Below are 26,390 nucleotides of genomic sequence, written 5' to 3' on the forward strand. Positions count from 1 at the left end.
GGAAGCCGCTCCGGATCGCGGAGCGGAGGACGGCGACCACCGGGATCCACGCCTGGCGCGCGTCGCGCCGAGGCCCGGCCACAGGTCATTCCTTTCAAGGCTGGGGAGAACCAGCCCGCACACAAAAGAGACCCTCAGCGTCACAGACGTCGCCGAAGGTCCCCGCGTACTACAGGCGTTTCTTCACCATACGGCAGGACACTGCCGCATATGGAAGGACTTGAGACGCGGATCACAGGTGAACCCGGAACCACGGGCATGGTTCCGAAGGTCGACACCAGGATGACATCCCCCGACCGCAGGTCCGTACCAAGTGGGGGGACCGTGCCGGGCGGCGGATGTCCGGCTTGTCCTGAGTAAGAGACCACCGGGCCGATCACACCTCGGCGCCCTGGCCAGGCGGACTACCATCGGCTCATGACCCGTGTACTGCTCGCCGAGGACGATGCGTCCATCTCGGAGCCGCTGGCCCGCGCCCTGCGCCGGGAAGGGTACGAGGTCGAGGTGCGTGAGGACGGACCGACCGCGCTCGACGCCGGAATGCAGGGCGGCGTCGACCTGGTCGTGCTGGACCTCGGCCTGCCCGGCATGGACGGCCTGGAGGTCGCCCGCCGGCTGCGCGCCGAGGGGCACGCCGTGCCGATCCTGATCCTGACCGCGCGGGCCGACGAGGTCGACACCGTCGTCGGTCTGGACGCGGGCGCCGACGACTACGTCACCAAGCCCTTCCGGCTCGCCGAACTGCTCGCCCGGGTCCGGGCCCTGCTGCGGCGCGGCGCCGCCGAGCCGCAGCAGCCGCCCGCCACCCACGGCGTGCGCATCGACGTCGAGTCGCACCGCGCGTGGATGGGCGACGAGGAACTCCAGCTCACCGCCAAGGAGTTCGACCTGCTGCGGGTCCTGGTGCGCGACGCCGGACGGGTCGTCACCCGCGACCAGTTGATGCGCGAGGTCTGGGACACCACCTGGTGGTCGTCGACCAAGACCCTCGACATGCACATCTCCTGGCTGCGCAAGAAGCTCGGCGACGACGCGGCCAACCCCCGGTACATCGCGACCGTGCGCGGCGTCGGCTTCCGCTTCGAGAAGAGCTGAGCGGGCCGGCCCGGCCCACCCCGCCGCCTCCCGGGGCCTGACCCACACGACAGCCCCGAAGCCACCGTCCGGAGAAGCCCGTGCGCCGCCGTCTCATCCAGTCCACGCTCGCCGTCGTCCTCGTCGTCATCGCGGTGTTCGGCGTCTCCCTCGTCCTCGTCGAGAGCCGCACGATCAGCAACAGCGCGCAGGAGCGGGTGGACTCCGAGGCCGTGCGGCTGGTCGGCATCGTGGACAGCCGGCTGCTCGGGCACGAGGACGTCACCACGGAGATCCTGCGCGACCAGGTCACCCAGGACCGCCACGCGGTGATCACCGTGCCCGGCCGGGCGCCCATCGAGATCGGCACCCCGCCGCACGGCGACGTCATCACCGCGAAGGAGAGGGGCGAGGGCGGCGAGACCGTCGTCGTGCAGGAGCCCCGCTCCACCGTGACCCGCGAGGTCGGCCGGACCCTGCTGATCATCGGCCTGGTGGCGCTGCTCGCGGTGGTCGCCGCCGTCCTGCTCGCCATCCGCCAGGCCAACCGGCTCGCCTCCCCGCTCACCGACCTCGCCGAGACCGCCGAACGCCTCGGCTCCGGCGACCCCCGCCCGCGCCACAAGCGCTACGGCGTCCCCGAGCTGGACCGGGTCGCCGACGTGCTCGACGCCTCCGCCGAGCGCATCGGGCGGATGCTGACCGCCGAGCGGCGCCTGGCCGCCGACGCCTCCCACCAGCTCCGCACCCCGCTGACCGCGCTGTCCATGCGGCTGGAGGAGATCACCCTCACCGACGACCCGGACACGGTGAAGGAGGAGGCGACGATCGCGCTGACCCAGGTGGAGCGGCTCACGGACGTCGTGGAGCGGCTGCTGACCAACGCCCGCGACCCGCGCACCGGCTCGGCCGTCTCCTTCGACCTCGACGAGGTCATCCAGCAGCAGCTCGCCGAATGGCGGCCCGCCTACCGCAGCGCCGGGCGGGCCATCGTCAGCTCGGGCAAGCGGCACCTGCGGGCCGTGGGGACGCCGGGGGCGGTCGCCCAGGTGCTCGCCGCCCTGATCGAGAACTCCCTGATGCACGGCGGCGGCACGGTGGCGCTGCGCACCCGCGTCACCGGCAACCAGGCGGTGATCGAGGTCACGGACGAGGGGCCGGGCGTCCCGGCGGACCTGGGCGCGCGCATCTTCGAGCGGACCATCAGCGGCCGCAACTCCACCGGCATCGGCCTGGCGGTGGCCCGGGACCTGGCGGAGGCGGACGGCGGGCGGCTGGAGATGCTCCAGGCGCAGCCGCCGGTGTTCGGGCTGTTCCTCTCGCGCACCCCGCCCGCGAAGAGGTCGACGCCGGACCAGGAGCCGACGGTCAGGTGAGCAGCGGGCCGGGCGCGGCCGCCCGTCACCGCCCTTCGTCGTCGGGACCCCGGTTCAGCTCATCTGCTGCTGTGCCGTGGGCGTCGATATGTCAGCCTCCAGGAAGGACTCCGCGCTCGCCACGGCGTCCCGCGCGGGCAGGGCGCGGAACACCCAGGTGCGGTAGGACCAGAAGCGGAACAGGGTCGCCACGCCGATGCCGACGAACTTGAAGACGTTGCTCTGCAGCGGGCTGTCCCAGCCGCACCAGTACGTCGCCGCGTAGAGCACGCCGTTCTCGATGACCAGGCCGACCACGCTGAACAGCAGGAACAGGGTCAGTTCCTTGGTGCGGCCGCTCTTGTCGCGGTCCCGGTAGGTGAAGTACCGGAAGCCCACGTAGTTGAAGACGATCGACACCACCGTGGCGATCACGCTCGCCCGCACCACCTGCAGGTCGGTGACGTGCCGGACCAGGTTGAAGACGGCGAGGTTCACGAGGAGGCCCGCGCCGCCCACCGCGCCGAACTTGGCCAGCTCGCGGACGAGCCGGCGGAGCCCCGAGGCACCATGTCCCATGGTCGTGCAGGCCCCCGTCCGGGTAAGCGATTGGGTCGACCCCGCCATGCTAACCACCGGGCGTGTCCGTGACCCGTGCTCGCGGTGCGGGAGGCACTGAATCAGGCCGTCCGGCGTGGCCGATACCCTAGGCGTGTGACGTTCCCGGTAGTCGGCATGGTCGGCGGAGGTCAGCTCGCGCGTATGACGCACGAGGCGGGCATTCCGCTGGGCATCAGGTTCAAGCTCCTCAGTGACACTCCGCAGGATTCCGCGGCCCAGGTCGTCCACGACGTCGTCGTGGGCGACTACCGCGACCTGGAGACGCTGCGCGCGTTCGCGCGCGGCTGTGACGTGATCACCTTCGACCACGAGCACGTGCCCACCGAGCACCTGCGGGCCCTGGAGGCGGACGGCATCCCCGTCCGCCCCGGCCCGGACGCGCTGGTGCACGCCCAGGACAAGGGCGTGATGCGCGCACGGCTCGACGCGCTCGGCATCCCGTGCCCACGGCACCGCATCGTGCGCGACGCGCAGGACGTGGCCGCCTTCGCCCAGGAGGGCGCGGGGTTCCCGGTCGTCCTGAAGACCGTCCGCGGCGGCTACGACGGCAAGGGCGTGTGGGTCGTCGACACCGTCGAGGAGGCGGAGGAGCCCTTCAGGGCGGGCGTCCCGGTCCTCGCCGAGGAGAAGGTCGACTACGTCCGCGAACTCGCCGCCAACGTGGTGCGCTCCCCGCACGGGCAGGCCGTCGCCTACCCGGTGGTCGAGTCCCGGCAGGTGAACGGCGTCTGCGACACGGTCATCGCGCCCGCGCCCGGCCTGGACCCGGCCCTCGCGCTGGAGGCCGAGGAGATGGCGCTGACCATCGCCAAGGAACTCGGCGTCGTCGGCCACCTCGCCGTCGAGCTGTTCCAGACCCGCGACGGCCGCATCCTCGTCAACGAACTGGCGATGCGCCCGCACAACTCCGGCCACTGGAGCATGGACGGCGCGATCACCAGCCAGTTCGCCAACCACGTGCGCGCCGTGCTCGACCTGCCGCTCGGCGACCCGCGCCCGCGCGCCCCGTGGACCGTGATGGTCAACGTCCTCGGCGGCGACTTCCCCGACATGTACTCCGCGTACCTGCACTGCATGGCCCGCGACCCCCAGCTCAAGATCCACATGTACGGCAAGGACGTGAAGCCCGGCCGCAAGGTGGGCCACGTCAACATCTACGGCGACGACCTCGACGACGTGCTGGAGCGCGCCCGTCACGCTGCCGGCTACCTGAGAGGCACCATCACCGAATGAGCCCTGTTGTTGGCATCGTCATGGGGTCGGACTCGGACTGGCCCGTCATGGAGGCCGCCGCCAAGGCCCTCGACGAGTTCGAGATCGCCTACGAGGTCGACGTGGTCTCCGCGCACCGCATGCCGCGCGAGATGGTCGCCTACGGCGAGCAGGCCGCCGACCGGGGCCTGAAGGTGATCATCGCCGGTGCGGGCGGCGCCGCCCACCTGCCCGGCATGCTCGCCTCCGTCACCCCGCTGCCGGTGATCGGCGTGCCCGTGCCGCTGAAGTACCTCGACGGCATGGACTCCCTGCTGTCCATCGTGCAGATGCCCGCGGGCGTGCCCGTCGCGACCGTCTCCGTGGCCGGCGCCCGCAACGCCGGCCTGCTCGCCGCCCGCATCCTCGCCACCCACGACGAGGACCTGCTGCACCGGATGCGCGACTTCCAGCAGGACCTGAACGACCAGGCCACCGAGAAGGGCAAGCGGCTGCGCGCCAAGGCCGAGGGCGCCGGCGGCTTCGGCTTCGGCACCGGGAAGTGACCGCCATGACCTCCCTGGACCGGGCCCGCGAGCTGCTGCGCGAGTTCCCCGTCGTCGACGGCCACAACGACCTGCCCTGGGCGCTGCGCGAGCAGGTCCGCTACGACCTCGCCGCCCGCGACATCGCCGTACGCCAGGACGCGCACCTGCACACCGACCTGCCGCGGCTGCGCGAGGGCGGGGTCGGCGCGCAGTACTGGTCCGTGTACGTGCGCTCCGACCTGCCCGACGCGGTGCCGGCCACGCTGGAGCAGATCGACTGCGTACGGCAGCTCATCGACCGGCACCCGCAGGACCTGCGGGCCGCGCTCACGGCCGCGGACATGGAGGCGGCCCGCACCGAGGGCCGCATCGCCTCCCTGATGGGCGCCGAGGGCGGCCACTCCATCGCCAACTCCCTGGGCGTGCTGCGCGCGCTGTACGCGCTCGGCGTGCGCTACATGACGCTCACCCACAACGACAACGTGGACTGGGCGGACTCGGCCACCGACGAGCCGAGGGCCGGCGGCCTGACCGCGTTCGGCCGCGAGGTCGTGCGGGAGATGAACCGGCTCGGCATGCTCGTCGACCTCTCGCACGTGGCGCCGACCACCATGCGGGACGCGCTGGACACCTCCACCGCCCCGGTGATCTTCTCCCACTCCTCCGCGCGGGCCGTGTGCGACCACCCGCGCAACATCCCCGACGACGTCCTGGAGCGGCTGCCCGCCAACGGCGGTGTGGCGATGGTGACGTTCGTGCCGAAGTTCGTGCTCCAGGCCGCCGTCGACTGGACCGCCGCCGCGGACGACAACCTGCGGGCCCACGGCTTCCACCACCTCGACGGCACCGCCGAGGCGATGAAGGTGCACCAGGCCTTCGAGGAGCGCCACCCGCGCCCGGTCGCCACCGTCGCCACGGTCGCCGATCACCTCGACCACATGCGCGAGGTGGCGGGCGTCGACCACCTCGGCATCGGCGGCGACTACGACGGCACGGCCTTCACCCCCGAGGGCCTGGCCGACGTCTCCGGCTACCCCAACCTCCTCGCCGAACTGCTGGACCGCGGCTGGTCCAACGCCGATCTGGCCAAGCTGACCTGGCAGAACGCGGTGCGGGTGCTGGGCGCGGCGGAGGACGTGTCCCGGGCGCTCGCGGAGACGAGCGCCCCGTCCCACGCCACCCTCGAGGCCCTGGACGGCTGACCGCCCGCCTGGTGGGCGGAGGCGGAGCACCCGAACGGCTCCACCCACCAGGAAGCCGCCCGGCCCCCGTGCGACGGTGTCGGTACTGCTGATCACGGCGCCGAGGGCGGCGCCGGTCGACACGTACGGAGACCGCCATGGCCGACCTCCAGGACGAAGTGCACCCCACGACCGAGGTCGCGGCGCTGCCGCTGGAGGACCCCTTCGCGGACCCGCTGGACCTCCTGGACACCTCCGGTCCCTCCGGCGACCCCCTGGACCGCGCCCACGCCCTCCTGAACGACCACCCCGTCGCCGACGGCTACACCGGACTGCCCTGGGTGCTGCGCCACCTGCCCTGGTACGACCTGGAGGAGGGCGAGAGCGCCGTCGACACCGACGTGCCCCGGCTGCGCGAGGGCCACGTCGGCGCGCTGTTCTGGTCGCTGCACCTGCCCGAGGGGCTGGCCGCCGACCGGGCCGTCGGCGCCACCCTGGAACAGCTCGACCTGGTCCGCTCGGTGATCCAGGCCCACCCCGAGGGGCTGCGGCTGGCCCGCTCCGCCGGGCACGTCATCGACGCCCGCAACTGCGGCCGGATCGCCGTCCTGCTGGGCCCGGCCACCGCCGCCGCCCTGGACGACTCGCTCGGCATCCTGCGCGCCCTGCACACGCTCGGGCTGCGCGTGCTGACGCTGGCCGGCACCTCCTGGGCCAGCGGGGCCGGGCTGACCCGGTTCGGCGAGGAGGTCGTGCGGGAGATGAACCGGCTCGGCGTGGTCGCCGACCTCTCCGGCGCCTCCGAGGCCACCATCACCCGTGTCCTCGCGCTGTCCCGCACCCCGGTGCTGTGCACCCGCTCCGCCGCCCGCTCCCTGCGCCCCCACCCCGACAACCTGCCCGACGCCCTGCTCACCGCGCTCGGCGCGGCCAAGGGGCTGTGCCTGGTACCGCTGACGGCCGAGCAGACCGGCCCGACCGTCCGCGACGTCGCCGACCACCTCGACCACGTGCGCGCCCTGGCCGGCCCGGACTGCGTGGGCCTGTCCGGCACCTACGACGCCGGTGTCGCCCACCCCCAGGAACTCGCCGACGCCTCCGGCTACCCGCGGCTGATCGCCGAACTGCTGCGCCGCGGCTGGCCGGAGTCCGACATCGCCCTGCTCACCTGGGGCAACGTCCAGCGCGTGCTGCGCACCGCCGACTTCGTCGCCCGCTCGGCCCGCGAGCGCCGCGAGCCGTCCACGGCGACGATCGCGGAACTGGACGGCTGACCCGGCGGCCGACGGCTCAGGACCTGGGCCCGGGCCCGGACACGGACCCTAGAGGCGGTTCTCCACCTCGATCCGGCACAGGCAGAACGGGTGGCCGGCCGGGTCGGCGTACACCATGAAGTCCTTCTTCTCCCGGTCCTCCACGTCCAGCGGACGCGCCCCGAGCCCCAGGACCCTCTCGTGCGCCGCGTCGAGCTCCTCCCACGTCGAGCCCGCGTCGAAGTCGAGGTGGAACTGCTGGGAGCGGTCGCCGCGCGGCCACTCCGGCGGCACGAACTCCTCGGCGCGCTGGAAGGCCAGCCGCGGGCCGTCCGGGACCCGCAGCGTCACCCACTCGTCGTCCTCCGCCTCCGGCGTGCCCCCGGCGACGGCCGCGTAGAACCGGGCCAGGGCGAGCGGGTCGGGGCAGTCGATCACGACGTTCCGCAGGCGTACCGCACTCGGCATCTCAGCAACCTCCAGGTCGGTCGGTCAGCAGGCGCACAGGCAGAACGGGTGCCCGGCCGGGTCGGCGTAAACCCGGAACGTCCGCGAGCGGTCCTCCGCGTCCAGCGCCTTCGCGCCGAGCGCCAGCACCGCCTTCTCCGCCGCGTCCAGGTCCTCCACCGTGACGTCCAGGTGGAACTGCTGGGAGTGGTCGGGCGAGGGCCAGCGCGGCGGTACGAACCCGGGCGCCGCCTGGAAGGCCAGCGTCGGCCCGTCGGGCACCTTCAGGTCCACCCACGTGTCGTCGCCCTCGGGCGTGCCGCCCAGCACCTCGGCGTAGAAACCGGCCAGCGCGCGCGGGTCGGGACAGTCCAGGACGACGGCGCCCAGCTTGGCGAGAGCCATGACTTCCTCCTCGGAGTCGCGGGTTACCCATGAAGGCGGGTAACCGGTAACGGTTACCTCATGCTGGCCCATGGCAGGTAACGTCGCAAGGGGAAACGCGGAAGGTAGCGTGCAGCCATGAGTGAGCGATCGCCCGCACCGGGAGGGCTGGCGCTGGTCGAGGCCCTGGTCAACACCCTGGACATCGAGTCGGACGTCGACGCCCTCGACACGGAGGACGCCCGGGCGCGCTTCGGGATCGGCGCGGACGGGCTCGCCGAGGCGCGCGCCCTGCGCGAGTCGCTGCGCGCCACCCTCCTCGCCCACGCCGGCCACCCGCCGCACCGCCCGGTGACGCCGCTCGGCGACCTGCTGGCCGCCGCGCCCCTGTACCTCGCCGTGGACGAACGGGACGGCTCCGCCGCGCTGCGGGCCGACGACGGCCCCCTGCTGTCCCGGGTGGCCGGCGCCGTCGCCGAGGCCCTGGTCGCGGGCACCTGGACCCGGCTCAAGGCGTGCGAGGCGGACACCTGCCACTGGGCGTACTACGACCGCAGCCCGGCCGGCCGCGGCCGCTGGTGCTCGATGCAGGTGTGCGGGGCCCGCGCGAAGATGCGCCGGTACCGGGAGAAGGCGCGCTGAGTCACAGCGCGGTGGTGCAGAATGCAGCCAGGCACCGGTTCGGCCGACTGAGCCTCGGCCGAACCGGCGCCGTCCGGCGCTGCGGTCGGGCGGCCGGCCCGCCGGCGGTCAGGGCGTCGGCGGCCGGGCGTCAGGCGGTCGGGCGGCCCATCGCCCGGTAGGTCCAGCCCGCCTTGCGCCACAGCTCCGGGTCGAGGGCGTTGCGGCCGTCGAGGATGACGCGGGCCTTGGCCACCTCGCCCAGCGCCGCCGGGTCCAGCTCGCGGAACTCCCGCCACTCCGTCAGGTGCAGCACCACGTCCGCACCGCGGACCGCGTCCAGCGCGGTGGCCGCGTAGCCGAGGGTCGGGAAGACCCGCCGGGCGTTGTCCATGCCCTTGGGGTCGTACACGGTGACCTGACCGCCCTGCAGGTGGATCTGCCCGGCCACGTTCAGCGCGGGCGAGTCACGCACGTCGTCGGAGTCGGGCTTGAAGGTCGCGCCCAGCACCGCGACCCGCCGGCCCAGGAAGGGCCCGCCGCCCAGCGCCTGCCGGGCCAGCTCGACCATCTGCCCGCGCTGGCGCATGTTGATGGAGTCGATCTCGCGCAGGAAGGTCAGCGCCTGGTCGGCGCCCAGCTCGCCCGCGCGCGCCATGAAGGCCCGGATGTCCTTGGGCAGGCAGCCGCCGCCGAAACCGATCCCGGCGCGCAGGAACTTGCGTCCGATCCGGTCGTCGTGGCCGATGGCCTCGGCGAGCTTCGCCACGTCACCGCCCGCCGCCTCACAGACCTCCGCCATCGCGTTGATGAAGGAGATCTTGGTGGCGAGGAAGGAGTTGGCGGAGGTCTTCACCAGCTCGGCGGTCGGGAAGTCGGTGACCACGAAGGGCGAGCCCTCGGCGATCGGGGTGGCGTACACCTGGCGCAGGGTCCGCTCGGCGCGCTCGCTGCGCACGCCGACGACGATCCGGTCCGGGTGCAGCGTGTCCTGCACGGCGAAGCCCTCGCGCAGGAACTCCGGGTTCCAGGCCAGCTCGGCGTCCTCCCCGGCGGGCGCGTGCGCGGCGAGGTAGGCGGCGAGCCGGTCGGCGGACCCGACGGGCACGGTCGACTTGCCGACGATCAGCGCGGGCCGGGTCAGGTGCGGCGCGAGGGAGGCCACTGCGGAGTCGACGTAGGACATGTCGCACGCGTACTCGCCGTGCTTCTGCGGGGTGTTCACGCACAGGAAGTGCACATCGCCGAACGCGCCCACCTCCGCCCAGTCGGTGGTGAACCGCAGCCGCCCGCTGGACCCCTCGAACCCGGGCACGTGCCGGCGCAGCAGCTCGTCGAGGCCCGGCTCGTACATCGGGGTCTCACCGCGCTCCAGCAGCGCGATCTTCTCCGGCACGACGTCCAGCCCGAGCACCTCGAAGCCCAGCTCGGCCATGGCGGCGGCGTGGGTGGCGCCGAGGTAGCCGGTGCCGATCACGGTGATCCTGAGGGCGGCCATGGATGCTCCTGGGGTGGACGTCGTTCGCTGCGCGCCCGAGCATATCCGGGGCGCGGCACGAGCCTGAGCCGGGCGGACCGGCGGGTTCCGTGCGTGGGTTTCTCCCCGTCGTTCCCGCTTGTCGTCAAGGTCACGTCTTCACGCCGGGCGGGCGGCCTCTAAAATCAGGGTTACTTAACGGTAGTTAGCGTCAGCAGCAGAGCGTCTTTGGAGCGTGAGGGAACGTGGCCGGATCGGCTGACTTCGACTTGTACCGACCGTCGGAGGAGCACGACATGCTCCGCGACGCCATCCGCTCGCTGGCCGAGGCGAAGATCGCGCCGTACGCCACGGCGGTCGACGAGGAGGCGCGCTTCCCGCAGGAGGCCCACGACGCCCTGGTCGCGAGCGACCTGCACGCCGTGCACGTGCCCGAGGAGTACGGCGGCGCGGGCGCCGACGCGCTCGCCACGGTCATCGTCATCGAGGAGGTGGCCCGCGTCTGCGTGTCCTCCTCGCTGATACCCGCCGTGAACAAGCTGGGCTCGCTGCCGGTCGTCCTGTCCGGCTCCGAGGACCTGAAGAAGAAGTACCTGGGCCCGCTCGCCAAGGGCGACGCGATGTTCTCGTACTGCCTGTCCGAGCCGGAGGCCGGCTCCGACGCGGCCGGCATGAAGACCCGCGCCGTGCGCGACGGCGACCACTGGGTGCTCAACGGCGTCAAGCGCTGGATCACCAACGCGGGCGTCTCCGAGTACTACACGGTGATGGCGGTCACCGACCCCGCCAAGCGCTCCAAGGGCATCTCCGCCTTCGTCGTGGAGAAGTCCGACGAGGGCGTCTCCTTCGGCGCCCCGGAGAAGAAGCTGGGCATCAAGGGCTCCCCGACCCGCGAGGTCTACTTCGACAACGTCCGCATCCCCGCCGACCGCATGATCGGCGAGGAGGGCACCGGCTTCCTGACGGCCATGAAGACCCTGGACCACACCCGCATCACCATCGCCGCCCAGGCGCTCGGCGTCGCCCAGGGCGCGTTCGACTACGCCAAGAACTACGTCCAGGAGCGCAAGCAGTTCGGCAAGGCCATCGCCGACTTCCAGGGCATCCAGTTCATGCTGGCCGACATGGCGATGAAGATCTCCGCCGCCCGCGCCCTCACTTACCAGGCCGCGGCCGCCTCCGAGCGCGGCGACGCCGACCTGACCTACCTGGGCGCCGCCGCCAAGTGCTTCGCCTCGGACGTGGCCATGGAGGTCACCACGGACGCCGTCCAGCTCCTCGGCGGCTACGGCTACACCCGCGACTACCCGGTCGAGCGCATGATGCGCGACGCCAAGATCACGCAGATATATGAGGGCACGAACCAAGTCCAGCGGATCGTGATGGCCAGGAACCTTCCCTAGCCCGACAGGAACGGCCCCCCGGCGTCGCGCCGGGGGGCCGTTCTGCACGCGGGTCAGGCAATTTCTGACGCCTCCGTGGGATCGTCCGCGCCGGGCACCAGCATCGTTGCGATGGCGGCCCGGCCGCGCTGCTCGGCCCCTTCGAAGATGTAGTGGTAGTGCTCCCTCAGCACCTCCGTGCTGCTGTGGCCCAACCAGTCAGCCACGTCGTTCTCGGGGACTCCGGCGTACAGCAGTCGGGACCCGTAGTAATGCCGGAGCGCGTGCGCCTTGCAATACCTCACCTGCCCTTTGCGTAAAGCCTCCATCCAGACCTTCGGGTAGAAGTACGACGCGTAGAGGAAGCCGGTTCGCGTCACGTTGGGGAAGAGAAGCCGGTCGGGCCCCCAGACGCCATGGTTCTTGATGTGCCGTCGGAGTTCAGCGGCGACATTTGGCGGGAGGGGGATGGTACGTCCTGGCTCGCCTTCGTCGCGAGCCTTGATGTGCCGACGCCGGATTGCGCTGTTTTTCCCCGAACCGGTGTCCCCGTCCTCTGCGATCTGGAAGTCGACACGGAGCCTGCCCTCCTCGAAGTCGATCTGATCGCGGGACACAGCCATGGCCTCACCGAGCCGCAGGCCGCATCCGGCCATGAGCCACAGCATCGCGCGATACCGAGGGGGCGCACCGTTCAGCACCGCTAGGACTTCCCGCGTCGTAAGGCGCGTTGCGGTGCTCTTCTGATCGCGGATCTCCCTGGCGCGGCTGCCCGCGCCTGCCACGTTCTTGCACGGGTTACGGCTGACGATCTCATTGGCGACGGCCCAGTCCATCATTCCGGAGAAGAAAGAAAAGCGCTGACGCCGGGTGCGAGCGGACAGCTTTCGGTCCTGCTCCATCCACAGAAGCCACTGTTCAACGTCGGCGACCTGCAGGGACGCGATGGAGCGCGTCATGAAAAACGGCTCAATGGTCGTGCGGAGGATCGACCGGTACTGCTTCTTGGTGCTGTTCTCCAGCTTCCCTCGATCCGCCCATTGTTCCCACGCGGCCGTCACCTTCCACTTCTCCACTGCAGCGCCCCCTGCCGTTGTCGACGTGGGGATCGCCCCGCCGTCACGTCGGTCACTCCCCGGCACTCCTAGTTTGCGAGGAACCCACCCCCTACTGTCAACACAGGGTGGGCGATTGTGGGTGTGTTAGGTTCGACGGCGTGGAAGCTGATGACGGCGGGTTCGAGATCACTCAGCGGCAGGGGGCATGGGTGATCCGCATGTGGTGGCCCGCAGGGCCGGTCAGCGGAGGACCGCAGCGGATCACCATCGAGTCGGCCGAGGGGGCCCCTGCTCGAGACGTGACGCGGGGTATCTCGACCACTGTCCTGCGCAGGCTCGATATCGCGGCAGCCCTGATGTTGGCCAGGCAGGATCCTCACGCCAAGCGGACGCGGGAGGAGGTTGCAGAGAAGTTGAAAGGGATGGGGGAGGCAGCGGGTGTCGCCCTGGAAAGCCAAGGCGTCTCGGAGCAATACCTGGCCCTGCTCGTGGCCACGTACACCGCCATGGCGGATTCCGGAGCGCCTGCGCCCGTTCCATGGCTGGCAGGGCTCATCGGTCGGCGACCTGAGACAGTGAAGGATCATCTGAAGCGGGCCAGAAGGGACGGCTTTTTGACCTCAGTCGCCGGCAAGGCAGGCGGAGAGGTGACGGACAAGGCCGCAGCAGTACTTGAGGACATGGCCGAAGCAAGTAGTCACGGCGGCTGACCTACTGCGCGGACGGGAGGGATTGCGTCCAAGTGCGGAATCCACTGGGTGACGGCGTTGTGGGTCGAAGGGTGTGCACCCATCCCCAGAGGGTGCCTCTCTCTGTTGCACGCCTCAGCGTCCAGGACGCTTCCTCTTCGCCTGGCCCTTGATGACCTTGACCGGGGGGAACTGCACGCTGATGTGGCCGTTACGGCGCTTGACGACCTCCACCCGGATCGGATGTTCAGGAAGGAGGGTGAAGGTGGCCGCTGCGCGGATGTCTCCACCCTCGTTCCACGCAATGGAGCGGTCTTCGGCGTTCTTGACCAACTCGATCACGCCCTTGAATGCCAAGTCCATGACCAAGCCCTGCAGATTCTTAGGCATGCCGTCCACGCTGATGGGCATCGTCTCTCCCCCCCCGGAAGATCGGAACCTTGGCGACCGTGACGTACGTGTCCTGCTCGGCCACTCGACACCGCTTCCTGGTATCCGTCGCCTCGCACTGTAGGACAACACGGAGCGGACGCGCTGCCCGTTCGGGTATCCGACCCGGATGATCCCGATGACCAGGGAGCGTGTGATGACTTCGAGCGTGCCCAGCTTCGGAGCACGGACGCCGTGGTCTTGGGCGTGACGATTCGCCGAGCCCGGATGGTCTTCGAGTCGATGCGCCGGGGGCCCGTGCCTCCCGCTCCGTGCCGTACCCGGGGCCGGGTCAGTCCTCGAAGCCCTCCGCCGCGCGCTTCTCGCGCAGTTCCCTGATCGCGCGGCGGCGGGCCAGGCGGTGGGTGCGGCGGATCTGGGCCTCCTGGTAGCGGCGCTCGTCGCGCTCGGTCTCCGGCTGGACCGGCGGCACCCGGCGCGGGCGGCCGTCGGCGTCCACGGCCGCGAAGACCAGGTAGGCGGAGCCGACCTGGGTGGCCGGCGCGGACTCGTTCCAGCGCTCGGCGAGCACCCGCACCCCGACCTCCATCGAGGTCCGGCCGGTCCAGTTGACCTGGGCCTTCACATGGACGAGGTCACCGACGCGGACCGGCTCCAGGAACACCATCTCGTCCATCGACGCGGTCACCGCGGGCCCGCCGCTGTGCCGCCCGGCGACGGCTCCCGCGGCGTCGTCGACCAGTTTCATGATCACCCCACCGTGCACCGTGCCCAGCAGGTTGGTGTCGTTGTGGGTCATGATGTGGCTGAGGGTCGTGCGGGACGCGGACGTCGGCTTGCCCGGGATCTCCGGGGCGTCCGACTCCGCCGTGGTGGCCTGGTCCGTCATGGCCCCCACCTTATGCGGCCGCCGACATTCCGGGACTTTGTGTCAGCTTGGCCACAGCGCCGCGATGATTTTCCGACGACTCTTGTAAGGCACCTGGCTCGGCCCGGCACACTGTGGCCATGAATGATTGGCCCCAGGGATGGTCCGACGACAACCGCGGCTCCCGGTACGGACGTGGCAGTGCGAGCGATCAGCCCGAGGGCGCGCGCGTGATGCGACAGGTCCGCCGCGGTCCGGCCGCCCCGCCGCACGGCCCCGGCGTCCCGCCGCAGCCGTCGTACGTCGACGGCCGGGGGTACGGCGACCCCGCCGGCGCCCCGGGCGCCGACCCCGGGTACGACAGCGGCTACAACACGGGCCAGGTCTACGGCAGCCCCGGCGGCCGCGGCCCGGCCGGCACCGGCACGGGTGCCGGGCGCCCCGCGCCGAACTGGGGCCGGCGCATCAAGTGGACGGCGGTCACGGTGGTCGCCGTGCTGCTCGTCACGACCGTCGCCACCTACTTCTGGGCCGACTCCAAGCTGCGCCGCGAGGTCGACCTGTCGAAGGTCATCGACCGGCCCTCCGCCGGCGAGGGCACCAACTACCTCATCGTCGGCTCCGACAGCCGCGAGGGCATGTCCGCCGCCGAGAAGAAGCAGCTGCACACCGGCTCCGCCGAGGGCAAGCGCACCGACTCGATGATGATCCTGCACGTCGGCGACAACGGCGACACCCTGATCTCGCTGCCGCGTGACTCGGACGTCGAGCTCCCGACCTTCGTCGGCTCGGAGTCGGGCAAGACCTACAAGGGCACCGGCCGGCACATCAAGCTGAACGCCGCGTACGCCACGGACGGCCCCGAACTGCTGGTCCGGACGATCGAGTTCAACACCGGGCTGCGCATCGACCACTACGTCGAGATCGGCTTCGCCGGGTTCGCCGACATCGTGGACGCGGTGGGCGGTGTCGACATCACCATCGACAAGGGCTTCAAGGACAAGTACTCGGGCGCCGACTTCAAGGCCGGCAAGCAGACCCTGAACGGCGAGCAGGCCCTCGCCTTCGTCCGCACCCGGCACGCGTTCGCCGCCTCCGACCTGGAGCGCACCAAGAACCAGCAGAAGTTCCTCGCGGCGCTCGCCCACCAGGTGGCCACCCCGTCCACGGTGCTGAACCCCTTCAAGTTCTACCCGGTGATGGGCGCGGGCCTGGACTCCCTGATCGTCGACAAGGACATGGGCCTGTGGGACCTGGGCTCGATGTTCTTCGCGATGAAGGGCGTCAACGGCGGCGACGGCACCTCGATGAACATGCCGATCTCCGGCTCCACCGGCGGCAACCTCGTCTGGGACAAGGCCAAGGTCAAGACCCTGGTCGACCAGCTCAAGAACGACGAGAAGGTCACCGTCAGCGGCAACTGACCCGCGGCGCGTCCGGGGCGGGGCCGGCGCTCACGAGCAGCCGGCCTCGTCGCCGCGTACGACCGCGGAGTCCGTCTCGCCCGGCTTCACGACCCGCAGGGCGCGCACCGTGCGGAAGTCCGCCCCGGCGATCACCTTCAGCGTCGGCCCGAGCCCCTTCACCGGGCGCAGCTCGCTGCCCGGCAGGGCCGCCGCCAGCGACGTGGCGGAGCGGTCCCAGCGGGGGTCGTAGGCCACGACGGTGCGGCGCACCGCCGGGTCGGCGGCGGTGACCGGACGGCCCGTCGTGCGGAAGCCCGCGGCCGCCAGCGCCGCGTCCACGCGGCGGCCGAGGCCCGCGGTGCGGGTGCCGTTCTCCACCTGGACCCGGATCTGCTGCGGCGGCACCTCCACCGGCGTCGTCGTGGGCCGCGCCTTCGGCGCCACCGCCAGCGGCCGGTCCTCGCGCAGCGCCTGGAACAGCCGCCGCGACGCCACCGGGTCCCACTTCAGCGTCGAGCCGATGCCCTTGACCACGTAGCCCAGCTGACCGATCGGGACCGTGGTGAACTCCGAGGAGGAGGGGGAGAAGGTGCGCATCGCGCGGCCCAGGTCGAGCAGTTCGTCGGTGCCGAAGCCCCGGTCGGCGCGCACCGAGCCCAGCACCGCGCGGGCCACGTCCCGGAACTTCAGCGGGTTGAGCAGGATGCCGGAGGACGTCGCCCGGTCCACCAGGGCCGCCAGGAAGCGCTGTTGGCGCTTCATGCGGCCCAGGTCCGAGGAGGCGTCCGCGTGCCGCGAGCGCACGTACTGCAGGGCCTCGCCGCCCCGCATGGTGTGCCGGCCGGGTGCCAGGTCCAGGCCCGTGTAGGCGTCCTTCAGGGGCTCGCTCGTGCAGATCTGCACCCCGCCGAGGACGTCCACCGTCCGCATGAAGCTGGTGAAGTCGACCTCCAGGTAGTGGTCGATCTTCACGTGGGTCATGTTCTCGACCGTGCGGACCGTGAGCTGCGGGCCGCCCTCGGCGTACGCGGCGTTCAGCTTGAGCGGGTGCCCGGCGTGCCGCTCGCCGGTGGTGGCGTCGACGTGCTCGGGCGTCTCGGCGTAGGAGTCGCGCGGCAGGCTGACCACGCTCGCCCGCTCCCGGTCCTCGGAGATGTGCACGATCATGATCGTGTCGGTGCAGTGGCAGGGCTCCCCGCCGAGGCGGTACCTGCGCCGCTCCTCCTCGGTGATCCGGTCGCGCCCGTCGGTGCCGACCAGCAGCACGTTCATGCCGTGGCCCCCGCGCGGGCGGTTCTTCATGTCCTTGAAGGCGTCGACGCGGGCGATGCCGGAGTCGAGGCTGGTGACCAGCGAGTGCCCGATGCCGGCCGAGGCCAGCACCACCACGGAGAGCGTCATCGCGGCCCGCAGGGCCCAGCGCGGACGGCGGCGCCGTACGGCCGCGGGCGGGGCCGGGCGGGCTCCGGGGCGGGCGGGGGGACGCGGGGGCCGGCGGGCGGGGGGCCGGGGCGGCGTGACGGGCATGTGGGGGGACACCTCCGGGCGGCGGCCGTACGTGGGCGAGCCGTGAGCACGGTAGGCCGATACGATCGGTGGACCGGCGCAGCAACCCCGGCGGGGCGCGGGCGTGTCCCCCGTTCGCGGTAACGTGAGCCCCCTATGAACGCCAAGTCCGACGTGCAGCTCCCCGCCGTGTCCGTGATCATGCCCGTCCTCAACGAGGAGCGGCATCTGCGCGGAGCCGTCCAAGCGATCCTCGCGCAGGAGTACGCCGGCGAGATGGAGGTCGTGATCGCCCTCGGTCCGTCCACGGACCGCACGGACGAGATCGCGGCCGCGCTCGTGGCCGAAGACCCGCGCGTGCACACCGTGCCCAACCCGACGGGCCGTACGCCCGCGGCGCTGAACGCCGCGATCAAGGCCTCCCGCCATCCGGTCGTGGTCCGTGTCGACGGCCACGGCATGCTCTCCCCGAACTACATCGCCACCGCCGTGCGGCTCCTGGAGGAGACCGGCGCGCAGAACGTCGGCGGCATCATGCACGCCGAGGGCGAGAACGACTGGGAGCACGCCGTCGCCGCCGCGATGACGTCCCGGATCGGCGTGGGCAACGCCGCCTTCCACACCGGCGGTCAGGCGGGCCCCGCCGAGACCGTGTACCTGGGGGTCTTCCGCCGCGAGGCGCTGGAGCAACAGGGCGGGTACAACGAGGAGTTCATCCGTGCCCAGGACTGGGAGCTGAACTTCCGCATCCGGGAGGCGGGCGGCCTCATCTGGTTCTCGCCCGAGCTGAAGGTGTCCTACCGGCCCCGCCCCTCGGTGCGCGCCCTGGCCAAGCAGTACAAGGACTACGGCCGTTGGCGGCACGTCGTGGCCCGCTACCACGCCGGGTCGATCAACCTGCGCTACCTCGCCCCGCCGACCGCGGTGTGCGTGATCGCGGCGGGGATCGTGGCCGGTGCCGTGCTGACCCCGTGGGGCTTCGTCGTCCCCGGCGGCTACCTCGCGGCGATAGCGGCCGGGTCGCTCCCGGCGGGCAAGGGGCTGCCGTTGAAGGCGCGGCTGCAGATCCCCGTGGCCCTGGCGACCATGCACATGTCGTGGGGGTGGGGCTTCCTGACCAGCCCGAAGTCGCTGGCCAGGAGGGTCATCGCCTCACGGCGCCCCGCGGTGCTCGCCGAGCCCCGCAGCGAGGGCGCCCACTGACGTCCGGGTGTCCCAGGCCCCGGCGCCGGGCCCGGCCTACCAGACGTAGGCCGGGTCCACGTGCATGCACTGGCTGGTGTCGGCGGCGTTGATCGCCTGCGCCGAGTCGGGTGTCCTGTCCTTCTTGGCGGGTGCCTGGTACGCGGTGCCGGAGCGCCAGTCGGCGCCCACGACGAGCGTGATGCCGGAGACGTCGGTGGACTTCTTCACCGCGCCGGCCGGGAGGCCCAGGGCGCGGGCCACGGCCTGCGCGTCGGCCTGGAGGTCGGCGCTCGGGTAGCGCACGACCGTCGTCGGCTCGGCCGTGGCCGCGGTGTGGTCCGCGACCGCCCGGGTGAAGCCCTTGCCGGTCAGCAGGTCCGCGATCGTGCCGGCGCGTCCGCGGACCGCCGCCTCGGTGTCGGTGGCCGTGCCGTTGAGGACCTGCACCGCGATGGCGGCGGGCGCGTCGGCCGTGGCCGTCGGGGTGGCCGAGGCGCTCGCGGCGGGCTCGGCCTTGTCCTTGCCGTCGAGCGCGACGTCGTCGCGGATCATCCGGAACAGGGTCTCGGCGTCCTCGGTGGGTTCGACGCGGCTGCCGACGTACCGGTTGGGCATCGTCGTCATGGTGATCCGCTCGGTGGGCACCCGCTGGAGCTCGCCGGCCAGGTCGTACATCTTCTTGATGCTGTCCAGGCCGTTGTCGACGGTGATCGCCTTCGTCGCGGCCTCGGCGAGCTTGCGCAGCTTGTTGGGGCTGGTCAGCTTGGCGCTGGCGCGCAGCTCGCGGACCATCGAGTTCATGTACATGTGCTGGGCCTTGGCGCGGGCCAGGTCGGTGTCGTCCTCGAAGCCGTAGCGGGTGCGCAGCCACTGCAGGGCCTGCTCGCCCTGGACGGAGGTGGTGCCCTTGCGCAGTTTCAGGCCGGAGCCCTTGCCGGCGGAGGTGTGCGAGTAGACGTTGGCGTCGACACACACCGGGACGCCGCCGATGGCGTCCGCCATCGACACCACGCCCGAGAAGTCGATCATCATGAAGTGGTCGATGTGGATGCCGGTGAGCTTCTCCCAGGTCGCCACCGTGCAGCCGGGGCCGCCGCGGCCCAGCGACTCGTTGGCCATCATCCGGCCCTGGGTCGCCGGGTAGACCTTGCCGTCGTCCGGGTCGGTGCACTTGGGCAGGGACAGCAGGGTGTCGCGCGGGATGCTCACCACGGACATGTTGGAGCGGTCGGCGGAGACGTGCAGCAGCATCTGGACGTCCGCGAGCGGGGGGCCGCCGAAGGTGTCGCGGGCGCCGCCGAGCTTCTGGTTCTCCGCGGTGTCGCGGGCGTCGGAGCCGATCAGCAGGATGTTCAGGGGGGTCTGGCCCGCCGCGTTGGCCTTGGTCTGCGCGGCCCGGTCCTTGGCGTCGCCGAGGTTGAGGTCGTCGCTCCTGATGTTGGCGTTGAGGTGCTGGTAGTAGAGATAGCCGGCCCCCGCCGTGCCGAGTATCACCACCGCCAGTACCGTCGCCGACCAGCGCAGCACGCGCCGTCTGCGCCGGGGGCGGCCTCGGCCGCTCTTGCCCCCCTTGCCGTCCGTGCCGCTCGCGCCGCCGTCCGGACCGCCGGGTTCCGTGTCGTCCGCGGGTTCCTGCTCCTGCGGTGTGAGGGACATCGTGTCCTCGACCGCGGGAACCTCCCCCCGCACACTGCTCTGCGCCATCCCCTGCCCTCCCCGCCGTGCACCCAGACACGGGTCTCCCACCCGCGTCGCGTTAGACGCGCGGGGCCGCTTTCTCGTTGTACGAAGTCCGCCCCGCGTCTACCTAGACGCGTGGCAAACCGTTTCGGTCACTACTTGGCGCACTCGACCTTGTCCGCCGTGGACTTCTGCACCGTGTCCGGCACCGCGGTCGGCGCCGTCAGCGAGACGCCCGCGCCCTTGAAGTCCTTGCCCAGGGTGAGGGTCATGGTCGGCAGCCCCTGGGCGTTGGTGACGCTCGTGCCCGGCTTGAGCGCCGTACCGGGCAGGCCCATGACGGCGGCCAGCTTGCGTGCCTGGGCCGCCTGCTCGGGGGCGTACTCGAGGGTCGTGGTGCTCAGGGCCGCGGGGGCGTTGCCCGCGTTCTCGGACTTGGTCACGCCCTTGTCGTTCTGCAGCCAGCTCAGAGTGGACTGCGCGCTGCCGGGCGCCGCGCCGCCGTTGAGGATGCGCACCCGCACCTCGGACGCCGCGGACTGGCTGCCCTTGAGCCGGGCGGCGGCCGCGGCGGCGGCCGCGTTCTTGGACGCCTGCGCCTTCTTCTTCACCGCGGTGAAGGAGACGTCGTCCTTGATCATCTGGAAGACGGTGGGTGCCGTGCCCGTGTTGAGCACGACGGTGGCCTTCACCTTCTCCGCCGGGTTGTCGACGACCGGGACGGTGGTGAAGGTCAGGTTCTTGGTGTTGAGCTTGCCCAGCTCCATCCCCAGGTCCTTCAGCTTGTCGATGCTGTCGAGCTGGGAGTCGACCGTGAGCGCCTTGGTGCCCGCCTCCGCCAGCTTGATCATCTTGGTGGGGCTGGTCAGGGTGTCGTTCGACTTCAGCTTGCGCATCAGCGCGCTGAGGAACTGCTGCTGGATCTGGATGCGGCTCAGGTCGCCGCCGAAGCCCACGGAGTGCCGGGTGCGCACGAACGCCAGCGCCTGCTCGCCCTCGATGAGGTGCGTGCCCTTGGACAGCTTCAGGTGCGAGTCGGCGTCGTCGATGTCCTTGCCCAGGCACACCTCGACCCCGCCGACCGCCGTGGTCAGCGTCTTGACCGCGTTGAAGTCGGCCACCATGAAGTTGTCCGGGGTGATCCCGGTCAGCTCGGTCACCGTGCGCATCGTGCAGCTCGGTGTGCGGCCGTCCTGGCCGAGGCTCGTGTTGAAGCGGACGTTCTCCGTGCCCCTGATGACCTTGGTGGAGCCGTCCTCCTGCTCGGTCGGGCAGTCCGGGACGTCCACGATCAGGTCGCGCGGGATGCTCAGCGCGGTCGCGTTCGTGCGGTCCTTGGAGACGTGCAGCAGGATCGTGGTGTCCGCGTGGCCGACGCTGCCGGAGTCGCCGTAGCCCTCGTTGCCCGCGCCCGTGCGCTTGTCGGTGCCGATCAGCAGGATGTTGATGGCCTTGTCCTTGTTGAAGCCACCCGTGCTCGCGCCGTCGTCGGAGACCGACTTGATGTTGCCGTTGAGGTGCTCCAGGTACAGGTAGGCGGCACCCGCGGTGCCCACCAGCACGAACGCCATGACCCCGCCGGTCCACAGCAGGACCTTCTTGGTCTTCGACTTCTTCTTCACCGGCCGGCGGCCGCGCCGGCCCGGCGGCGGCTCCTGCGCGGGCGCGCCCCGGCGCCTGCGCTGCGGCGGCACCTCGGGCTCGGCCGCGTCCCGGTCGGGGGCCGTCGTGCGGCCGCGGGTCCCCCGGCCCGACGAGCCGGTCCGGCCGGGGGCCGCCGTACGCGGTCCGGGGACCGCCGGTTGCGCTGCGGAAGGAGCCAGTCGCAGTTCGTATTCGCCGGTGTCCGGATTGAGCACCCACTGGTCTGCGGGGTCGATGTTCTCCGCCCGCCCACGGCCTTGCGCGTCCACGGTTGTCCGAATCCTCCGTAGGGGCCACGCGGCGCCTTCCCCCCAAAAAGGCGCTCGGGTCTTGTCACACAGTGCACGACCCCAGGACGGACCTCTGGCCGGGTGCACCGGATCGCTCACACTATCCGGCCGGTACGCCGTCGAGCGACGACGGTGACCGATTCCACGTCCCTACAACCGGGCAATCCGCCGCATTTCCCTGAACCCCGGTTCTTCCGTTGCGCTGCGCTTGGGCGGCCCTTTACCCGCAGATGTCGTCGGCGGCGGTCCGGCCCCGGAACGCCGACGCGGACTTGTCCGCGGCCTCCCGTGCGGAGGCCGCGCTCACCGCGATGGGACGGTCGGTGCGCAGCCGCCGGAACAGGTTCTCCGCGGCCGGCTGCACGAGCTGGTCGCGGTTGGCGTTGTAGACGTACGACTCCCTCGGCACGGTCAGGAAGCGGACCCGGGAGGCCGGGATGTCGCGCAGGCCGCGCACCAGGTCGTACAGGCCGTGCAGGCTCGCCAGCGCCGGGTCGGTGGTCAGCGACGACGTGGCCGCGTCCAGCACCGGGTAGAGCTTCACCGGGTTCAGCAGGACGTCGTTGCCGCGGACCTTGGTGACCAGCGCGGAGAGGAACCGCTGCTGGCGGTCCATGCGGTCGGTGTCGCTGCCGTTGCCGAGCGACTTGCGGGCCCGCACGTAGCCGAGGGCCTGCTCGCCGTCGAGCGTGACCCGGCCGGCCGGCAGCCGCAGCTTGGCCGCCTTGTCGTCGATGGGCTCGTCCAGGCAGACCTCTACGCCGTCCACCGCGTCGACCATGTCCTTGAACCCGCTGAAGTCGACGACGATGTGGTGGTCCACCCGCACGCCGGTGAGCTTCTCCACGGTCCGGACGGTGCAGGCCGAACCGCCCGTCTGGAACGCGTAGTTGAACATGGCGAACATCGGCTCGCCCCGGGTGCCGTCGCGCCGCCGGCAGCCCGGCACGTCCACCATCAGGTCCCGGGGGACGGAGACGGCCGTCGCGGAGCGTCGGTCCGCGCTGAGGTGCAGCAGGATCGTGGTGTCCGAGCGCTCCGTCCCGGAGTCCTTGCCGTACTTGCCGTTGCCCGCGCCCGCCCGCGAGTCCGACCCGACCAGCAGGATGTTCTGCGCGCCCTTGACCAGGGCGGTGGGCCGCTCCTTCTCGTACCGGGCGAGCTCGGCGGCGGCGGCCTCGTCGGGGGTGATGTTGGCGCTGAGCTTGGCGTAGACGATCGACCCGGCGACCGCGACGCCGATCAGCGCGAGCCCGGCGCCGAGGGCCCCGCCGTACAGCCAGCGGCGGCGCCGCCGGCGGGCGAGCCCGGCGCGGCTGGCACGGGCCCCGGCGACCGACCCCGTCCGGGGCCGCGCGGACCGCCGTCCGTCGACCACACCCGCCACCACCCCTCACGTCGTCCACGCCGTCAGTGCGGAGCCCTGCGCTTCGATGATTCACCGGGAGGGGGTGGGGTGGGGGCGTGGGATGGGCCGAACGGGTGACTGGCCCTCCGGGAGCGCGGGCGGGCGCGGGCGGTGAGTGGGGTGGGGCGGTGGCGTGTCGGGTGCGGGGTCGCGAGGGCTGGTCGCGCGGTTCCCCGCGCCCCTTCGGACGGGTGGGCTCAGGTGCGGGCGGTCGCCGTGACGCGTTCGCTGTCGATGCGCTGGGTGAGGGTCTCCTCGGACGCCTGGTCCAGGTGGCGGCACAGCACCACCGAGCCGCCGCTCGCGAGCGGTGCGTACAGGCCCGCGCTCAGGCCCTCCCAGGTGTCGTAGCCCAGCCCGGACAGCAGCCGCGAGCCCGGCCCCAGCAGGCCCAGCGCCTCGGCCTCGCCCCGGGCCCGCTCCACGATCTCCGCCCCGGTGTACTCCGCCCCGGCCACGACCAGCGCCGGCTCCTCCGGGTCGACCGGCGCGTACGGCACGAAGCGGTCCCCGTACGTCGGCACCTCCACGGCGTAGTCGGCGTACCCCTGCGGCGGTCCCGGCACGAAGCGCCTCCCGAGCGGCGCCAGCGACAGCGCGTACCGCTCGCCCCGGCAGGCCCGGCCCGCCTCGACGCCGTCCGGTCCGGCCACCACGACGTCCGCCCGCGCGGGATCGCCCGCGACGTCCGCGACGACGCCCACCGACGAGCACGCCACCAGCCACACCGCCGTCTGCCAGTGCGCGGGCAGCAGCAGCGCGACCCGGTCGCCGGGCTCGGCGGACAGGCCGTCCTGGAGGAGGTTGGCGGTCTTGGCCACCCAATTGGCGAAGGTGGCCACGGACAGTTCGACCCGTTCCCCCGTGGCGTCGTCGTAGAAGGTCACCAGCGGGCGCGCGGGGTCCGCGGCGAGCGCGGAACGCAGCAGGTCGGCAGGGGTGCGATCGGTGGCAGTCACCCGCGCAAGCGTACGCCGCCCCCGCCCGCGCCACCCGTGTCCCCGCCCGGCGGGGAGCCACCGGTTCGGCGGAACGGCACCCGACTGACCGTCAAGTCACCGATGGACAGATATGTATGACTATGTCCAAGATCAGGGGCATGCACGGATTGCTTGCTACCTCACTCGGTGTCACCTGTGCGGCCGCCCTCACCCTGCCCCTGGCGCCACCCGCCACCGCGACGCCGCAACCCCCGGCACCGGTGGCGGAGGCGGCGACCGCGGCCGGGGCCGCCCGCCCCGACCCGCCCCGGGCCCCCGGCGCGCCACCCCGCGCGGCCGCTCCGGAGCTGCCCGGCAGCACCCAGTCCCTGCCCCTCGCCCCCCTCGCCCGCGACCGGGCCCTCGGCGACGCGGGCGACCAGGGCCTGCCCCGCCGCGACGTACGGCACTTCTCCCTCCTCGGCGTCGTCTGGGACGACCCCGGCGCCCCCCTGCACGGGCGGGTCCAGGTCCGCACCCGCGCCGCCGGCACCCACGCCTGGTCCGGCTGGCAGGACCTGGAGACCCACAACGACGACCACGGCGCCGACCCCGGCACCCCCGAGCGCACCTCCGGCCACGTCCGGGCCGGCACGGCCCCGCTGTGGGTCGGCGACTCCGACGGCGTCGAGGTCCGCGTCCACGGCGAGGACACCGGCCGGCACGGCAGCGACCGCCAGGGCACCGACCGGCACGGCCGGGCCGGTGTGACCAGGGCCGCGCACACCACCCCGCAGGCCCCCGCGGCGGTGCTCCCGAGGGGCCTGCGCCTCGAACTGATCGACCCGGGCGCCGACGACACCCGCGCCGCGCACCTCTCCGCCGAGGCCGCCGGGACCCGGGAGGTCCGGCGGGCCGCCCTGGACACCGAGGCGCGGGCGGCCTCCGCGGCCAACGCCGACCTCGCCCCCGTGGGCGCCCTGGAGATCCCCGCGCTCGACCGTGCGCAGACGCGCAGCGAACTGCTCTCGCTGCGCTCGGGGAAGCTGACGGCCGCTCAGAAGGCGAAGCCGTACATCGGCCCGCGCCCGCGCATCGTCACGCGCCGCGGCTGGGGCGCCGACGAGAAGCTGCGGGAGAAGTCCTTCGTCTACACCTCGAAGGTCAAGGCGGCCTTCGTCCACCACACCGCCTCGGGCAACACGTACAAGTGCTCCCAGGCCCCCTCGCTCATCCGCGGTATCTACCGCTACCACGTCAAGAGCATGGGCTGGCGGGACATCGGCTACAACTTCGTCGTCGACAAGTGCGGCACCATCTACGAGGGCCGGGCCGGGGGAGTGGCGAAGGCGGTCCTGGGCGCCCACACCCTCGGGTTCAACACCAACAGCATGGGCATCGCGGTGATCGGCACGTTCGGCAGCACCAAGCCGCCCGCCGCCGCGGTGACGGCCATCGCCCGGCTGACGGCCTGGAAGCTGGGTCTCTACGGGGGCAATCCCAAGGGCAAGACATACCTGAAGTCCGGCGGTGGCAACCTCTACCGCAAGGGCAAGAACGTACGGCTGAACGTGATCTCCGGTCACCGCGACGGCTTCGCCACCGAATGCCCGGGACGGCAGCTCTACGGCAAGCTCGGCACGGCCCGCTCGTCGGCGGCGCGCCTCCAGGGGCGCTGAGACCGGGGGCCGGGACCGAGGTGACGGGGAGCCGCACGCCGTGGACGGCGCCGCACCCCGGTCTGCGGACACGGCACACCGGTCTGCTCGCGCCGCACCCCGGTCTGCATACACTGACCGGCCGAAAGACAGT

At 71.9% G+C, this 26,390-nt stretch carries 24 protein-coding genes; 12 read left to right on the plus strand and 12 right to left on the minus strand.

Annotation, left to right across the window (positions count from 1 at the left end; translation table 11 throughout):
• Positions 1–417: 417 nt before the first annotated feature.
• Both E4U92_RS25375 and E4U92_RS25380 read left to right on the plus strand, forming a co-directional pair.
• Entirely contained in the window at positions 418–1,095 is a 678-nt protein-coding gene (locus E4U92_RS25375) for a response regulator transcription factor (RefSeq protein ID WP_064533465.1), read from the plus strand.
• A gap of 80 nt (positions 1,096–1,175) precedes the next feature.
• Positions 1,176–2,450 (plus strand): ATP-binding protein, encoded by a 1,275-nt coding sequence (locus E4U92_RS25380; protein WP_137302756.1) that lies wholly within the window; start codon positions 1,176–1,178, stop codon positions 2,448–2,450.
• A 54-nt stretch (positions 2,451–2,504) separates the two neighbouring features.
• Here the strand turns inward: E4U92_RS25380 and E4U92_RS25385 are convergent, their stop codons facing one another.
• Positions 2,505–3,008, minus strand: a complete 504-nt coding sequence (locus E4U92_RS25385; protein ID WP_137302757.1) for a GtrA family protein — start codon at positions 3,006–3,008, stop codon at positions 2,505–2,507.
• A 135-nt stretch (positions 3,009–3,143) separates the two neighbouring features.
• Here E4U92_RS25385 and E4U92_RS25390 point away from each other — a divergent pair, with 135 nt between their 5' ends.
• The 4 genes from E4U92_RS25390 (at position 3,144) to E4U92_RS25405 (ending at position 7,244) form a co-directional block, all read left to right on the plus strand.
• Complete coding sequence (locus E4U92_RS25390) at positions 3,144–4,283, plus strand: 5-(carboxyamino)imidazole ribonucleotide synthase (RefSeq protein ID WP_137302758.1); 1,140 nt, start codon at positions 3,144–3,146, stop codon at positions 4,281–4,283.
• Positions 4,280–4,807, plus strand: coding sequence for a 5-(carboxyamino)imidazole ribonucleotide mutase (gene purE, locus E4U92_RS25395; protein WP_137302759.1), 528 nt, complete (start codon positions 4,280–4,282; stop codon positions 4,805–4,807). The genes E4U92_RS25390 and purE overlap by 4 nt, the downstream gene beginning before the upstream one ends.
• A 5-nt stretch (positions 4,808–4,812) precedes the next feature.
• Positions 4,813–5,991: a dipeptidase gene (locus E4U92_RS25400; protein ID WP_137302760.1), complete on the plus strand. Its 1,179-nt coding sequence runs from the start codon at positions 4,813–4,815 to the stop codon at positions 5,989–5,991.
• A gap of 137 nt (positions 5,992–6,128) precedes the next feature.
• A complete protein-coding gene (locus tag E4U92_RS25405; protein WP_137302761.1) occupies positions 6,129–7,244 on the plus strand; it encodes a dipeptidase in 1,116 nt (371 codons plus the stop codon).
• A 48-nt stretch (positions 7,245–7,292) separates the two neighbouring features.
• Here the strand turns inward: E4U92_RS25405 and E4U92_RS25410 are convergent, their stop codons facing one another.
• Together E4U92_RS25410 and E4U92_RS25415 are read right to left on the minus strand one after the other, a co-directional pair.
• On the minus strand, positions 7,293–7,691 hold the full coding sequence (locus E4U92_RS25410; protein ID WP_137302762.1) for a VOC family protein: 399 nt from the start codon (positions 7,689–7,691) through the stop codon (positions 7,293–7,295).
• 24 nt (positions 7,692–7,715) lie between these two features.
• Positions 7,716–8,075 carry a VOC family protein gene (locus E4U92_RS25415; RefSeq protein WP_137302763.1) on the minus strand — a complete coding sequence of 120 codons (360 nt, stop codon included), beginning with the start codon at positions 8,073–8,075 and terminating at the stop codon, positions 7,716–7,718.
• A 117-nt stretch (positions 8,076–8,192) separates the two neighbouring features.
• On the opposite strand from E4U92_RS25415, the gene E4U92_RS25420 reads away from it, so the two are divergent.
• Entirely contained in the window at positions 8,193–8,696 is a 504-nt protein-coding gene (locus E4U92_RS25420; protein WP_137302764.1) for a CGNR zinc finger domain-containing protein, read from the plus strand.
• Positions 8,697–8,826: 130 nt separating this feature from the next.
• Here E4U92_RS25420 and E4U92_RS25425 read toward each other — a convergent pair whose 3' ends face one another.
• A complete protein-coding gene (locus E4U92_RS25425) occupies positions 8,827–10,173 on the minus strand; it encodes a UDP-glucose dehydrogenase family protein (protein WP_137302765.1) in 1,347 nt (448 codons plus the stop codon).
• A 224-nt stretch (positions 10,174–10,397) separates the two neighbouring features.
• On the opposite strand from E4U92_RS25425, the gene E4U92_RS25430 reads away from it, so the two are divergent.
• A complete protein-coding gene (locus E4U92_RS25430; protein WP_137302766.1) occupies positions 10,398–11,555 on the plus strand; it encodes an acyl-CoA dehydrogenase family protein in 1,158 nt (385 codons plus the stop codon).
• Positions 11,556–11,608: 53 nt separating this feature from the next.
• On the opposite strand, the gene E4U92_RS25435 is transcribed toward E4U92_RS25430, so the two are convergent.
• Complete coding sequence (locus E4U92_RS25435) at positions 11,609–12,610, minus strand: tyrosine-type recombinase/integrase (RefSeq protein ID WP_137302767.1); 1,002 nt, start codon at positions 12,608–12,610, stop codon at positions 11,609–11,611.
• 140 nt (positions 12,611–12,750) lie between these two features.
• On the opposite strand from E4U92_RS25435, the gene E4U92_RS25440 reads away from it, so the two are divergent.
• A complete protein-coding gene (locus E4U92_RS25440) occupies positions 12,751–13,302 on the plus strand; it encodes an Rrf2 family transcriptional regulator (protein WP_137302768.1) in 552 nt (183 codons plus the stop codon).
• A gap of 114 nt (positions 13,303–13,416) precedes the next feature.
• On the opposite strand, the gene E4U92_RS25445 is transcribed toward E4U92_RS25440, so the two are convergent.
• Positions 13,417–13,692: a hypothetical protein gene (locus E4U92_RS25445; RefSeq protein ID WP_137302769.1), complete on the minus strand. Its 276-nt coding sequence runs from the start codon at positions 13,690–13,692 to the stop codon at positions 13,417–13,419.
• Positions 13,693–14,002: 310 nt separating this feature from the next.
• Positions 14,003–14,560, minus strand: a complete 558-nt coding sequence (locus E4U92_RS25450; RefSeq protein WP_067233659.1) for an acyl-CoA thioesterase — start codon at positions 14,558–14,560, stop codon at positions 14,003–14,005.
• A 119-nt stretch (positions 14,561–14,679) separates the two neighbouring features.
• Here E4U92_RS25450 and E4U92_RS25455 point away from each other — a divergent pair, with 119 nt between their 5' ends.
• Entirely contained in the window at positions 14,680–15,963 is a 1,284-nt protein-coding gene (locus E4U92_RS25455) for an LCP family protein (RefSeq protein WP_137302770.1), read from the plus strand.
• 30 nt (positions 15,964–15,993) lie between these two features.
• Here E4U92_RS25455 and E4U92_RS25460 read toward each other — a convergent pair whose 3' ends face one another.
• Positions 15,994–17,472, minus strand: coding sequence for an LCP family protein (locus E4U92_RS25460; RefSeq protein WP_137302771.1), 1,479 nt, complete (start codon positions 17,470–17,472; stop codon positions 15,994–15,996).
• Between the two features lie 135 nt (positions 17,473–17,607).
• Here E4U92_RS25460 and E4U92_RS25465 point away from each other — a divergent pair, with 135 nt between their 5' ends.
• On the plus strand, positions 17,608–18,654 hold the full coding sequence (locus tag E4U92_RS25465) for a glycosyltransferase family 2 protein (RefSeq protein ID WP_137302772.1): 1,047 nt from the start codon (positions 17,608–17,610) through the stop codon (positions 18,652–18,654).
• Between the two features lie 36 nt (positions 18,655–18,690).
• On the opposite strand, the gene E4U92_RS25470 is transcribed toward E4U92_RS25465, so the two are convergent.
• From E4U92_RS25470 to E4U92_RS25485, 4 genes are all read right to left on the minus strand, one after another.
• On the minus strand, positions 18,691–20,340 hold the full coding sequence (locus tag E4U92_RS25470; RefSeq protein ID WP_137302773.1) for an LCP family protein: 1,650 nt from the start codon (positions 20,338–20,340) through the stop codon (positions 18,691–18,693).
• A 131-nt stretch (positions 20,341–20,471) separates the two neighbouring features.
• Positions 20,472–22,229, minus strand: a complete 1,758-nt coding sequence (locus E4U92_RS25475; RefSeq protein ID WP_137302774.1) for an LCP family protein — start codon at positions 22,227–22,229, stop codon at positions 20,472–20,474.
• A gap of 241 nt (positions 22,230–22,470) precedes the next feature.
• Positions 22,471–23,628, minus strand: coding sequence for an LCP family protein (locus E4U92_RS25480; protein ID WP_137302775.1), 1,158 nt, complete (start codon positions 23,626–23,628; stop codon positions 22,471–22,473).
• A gap of 227 nt (positions 23,629–23,855) precedes the next feature.
• Entirely contained in the window at positions 23,856–24,617 is a 762-nt protein-coding gene (locus E4U92_RS25485; RefSeq protein WP_137302776.1) for a TIGR03089 family protein, read from the minus strand.
• A 140-nt stretch (positions 24,618–24,757) separates the two neighbouring features.
• On the opposite strand from E4U92_RS25485, the gene E4U92_RS25490 reads away from it, so the two are divergent.
• Positions 24,758–26,257: a peptidoglycan recognition protein family protein gene (locus E4U92_RS25490; protein WP_137302777.1), complete on the plus strand. Its 1,500-nt coding sequence runs from the start codon at positions 24,758–24,760 to the stop codon at positions 26,255–26,257.
• Positions 26,258–26,390: the final 133 nt, after the last annotated feature.

Origin of the sequence: Streptomyces galbus, assembly GCF_005280195.1 — a bacterium.
In the GTDB taxonomy this organism is placed as follows: Bacteria; Actinomycetota; Actinomycetes; order Streptomycetales; family Streptomycetaceae; genus Streptomyces; species Streptomyces galbus.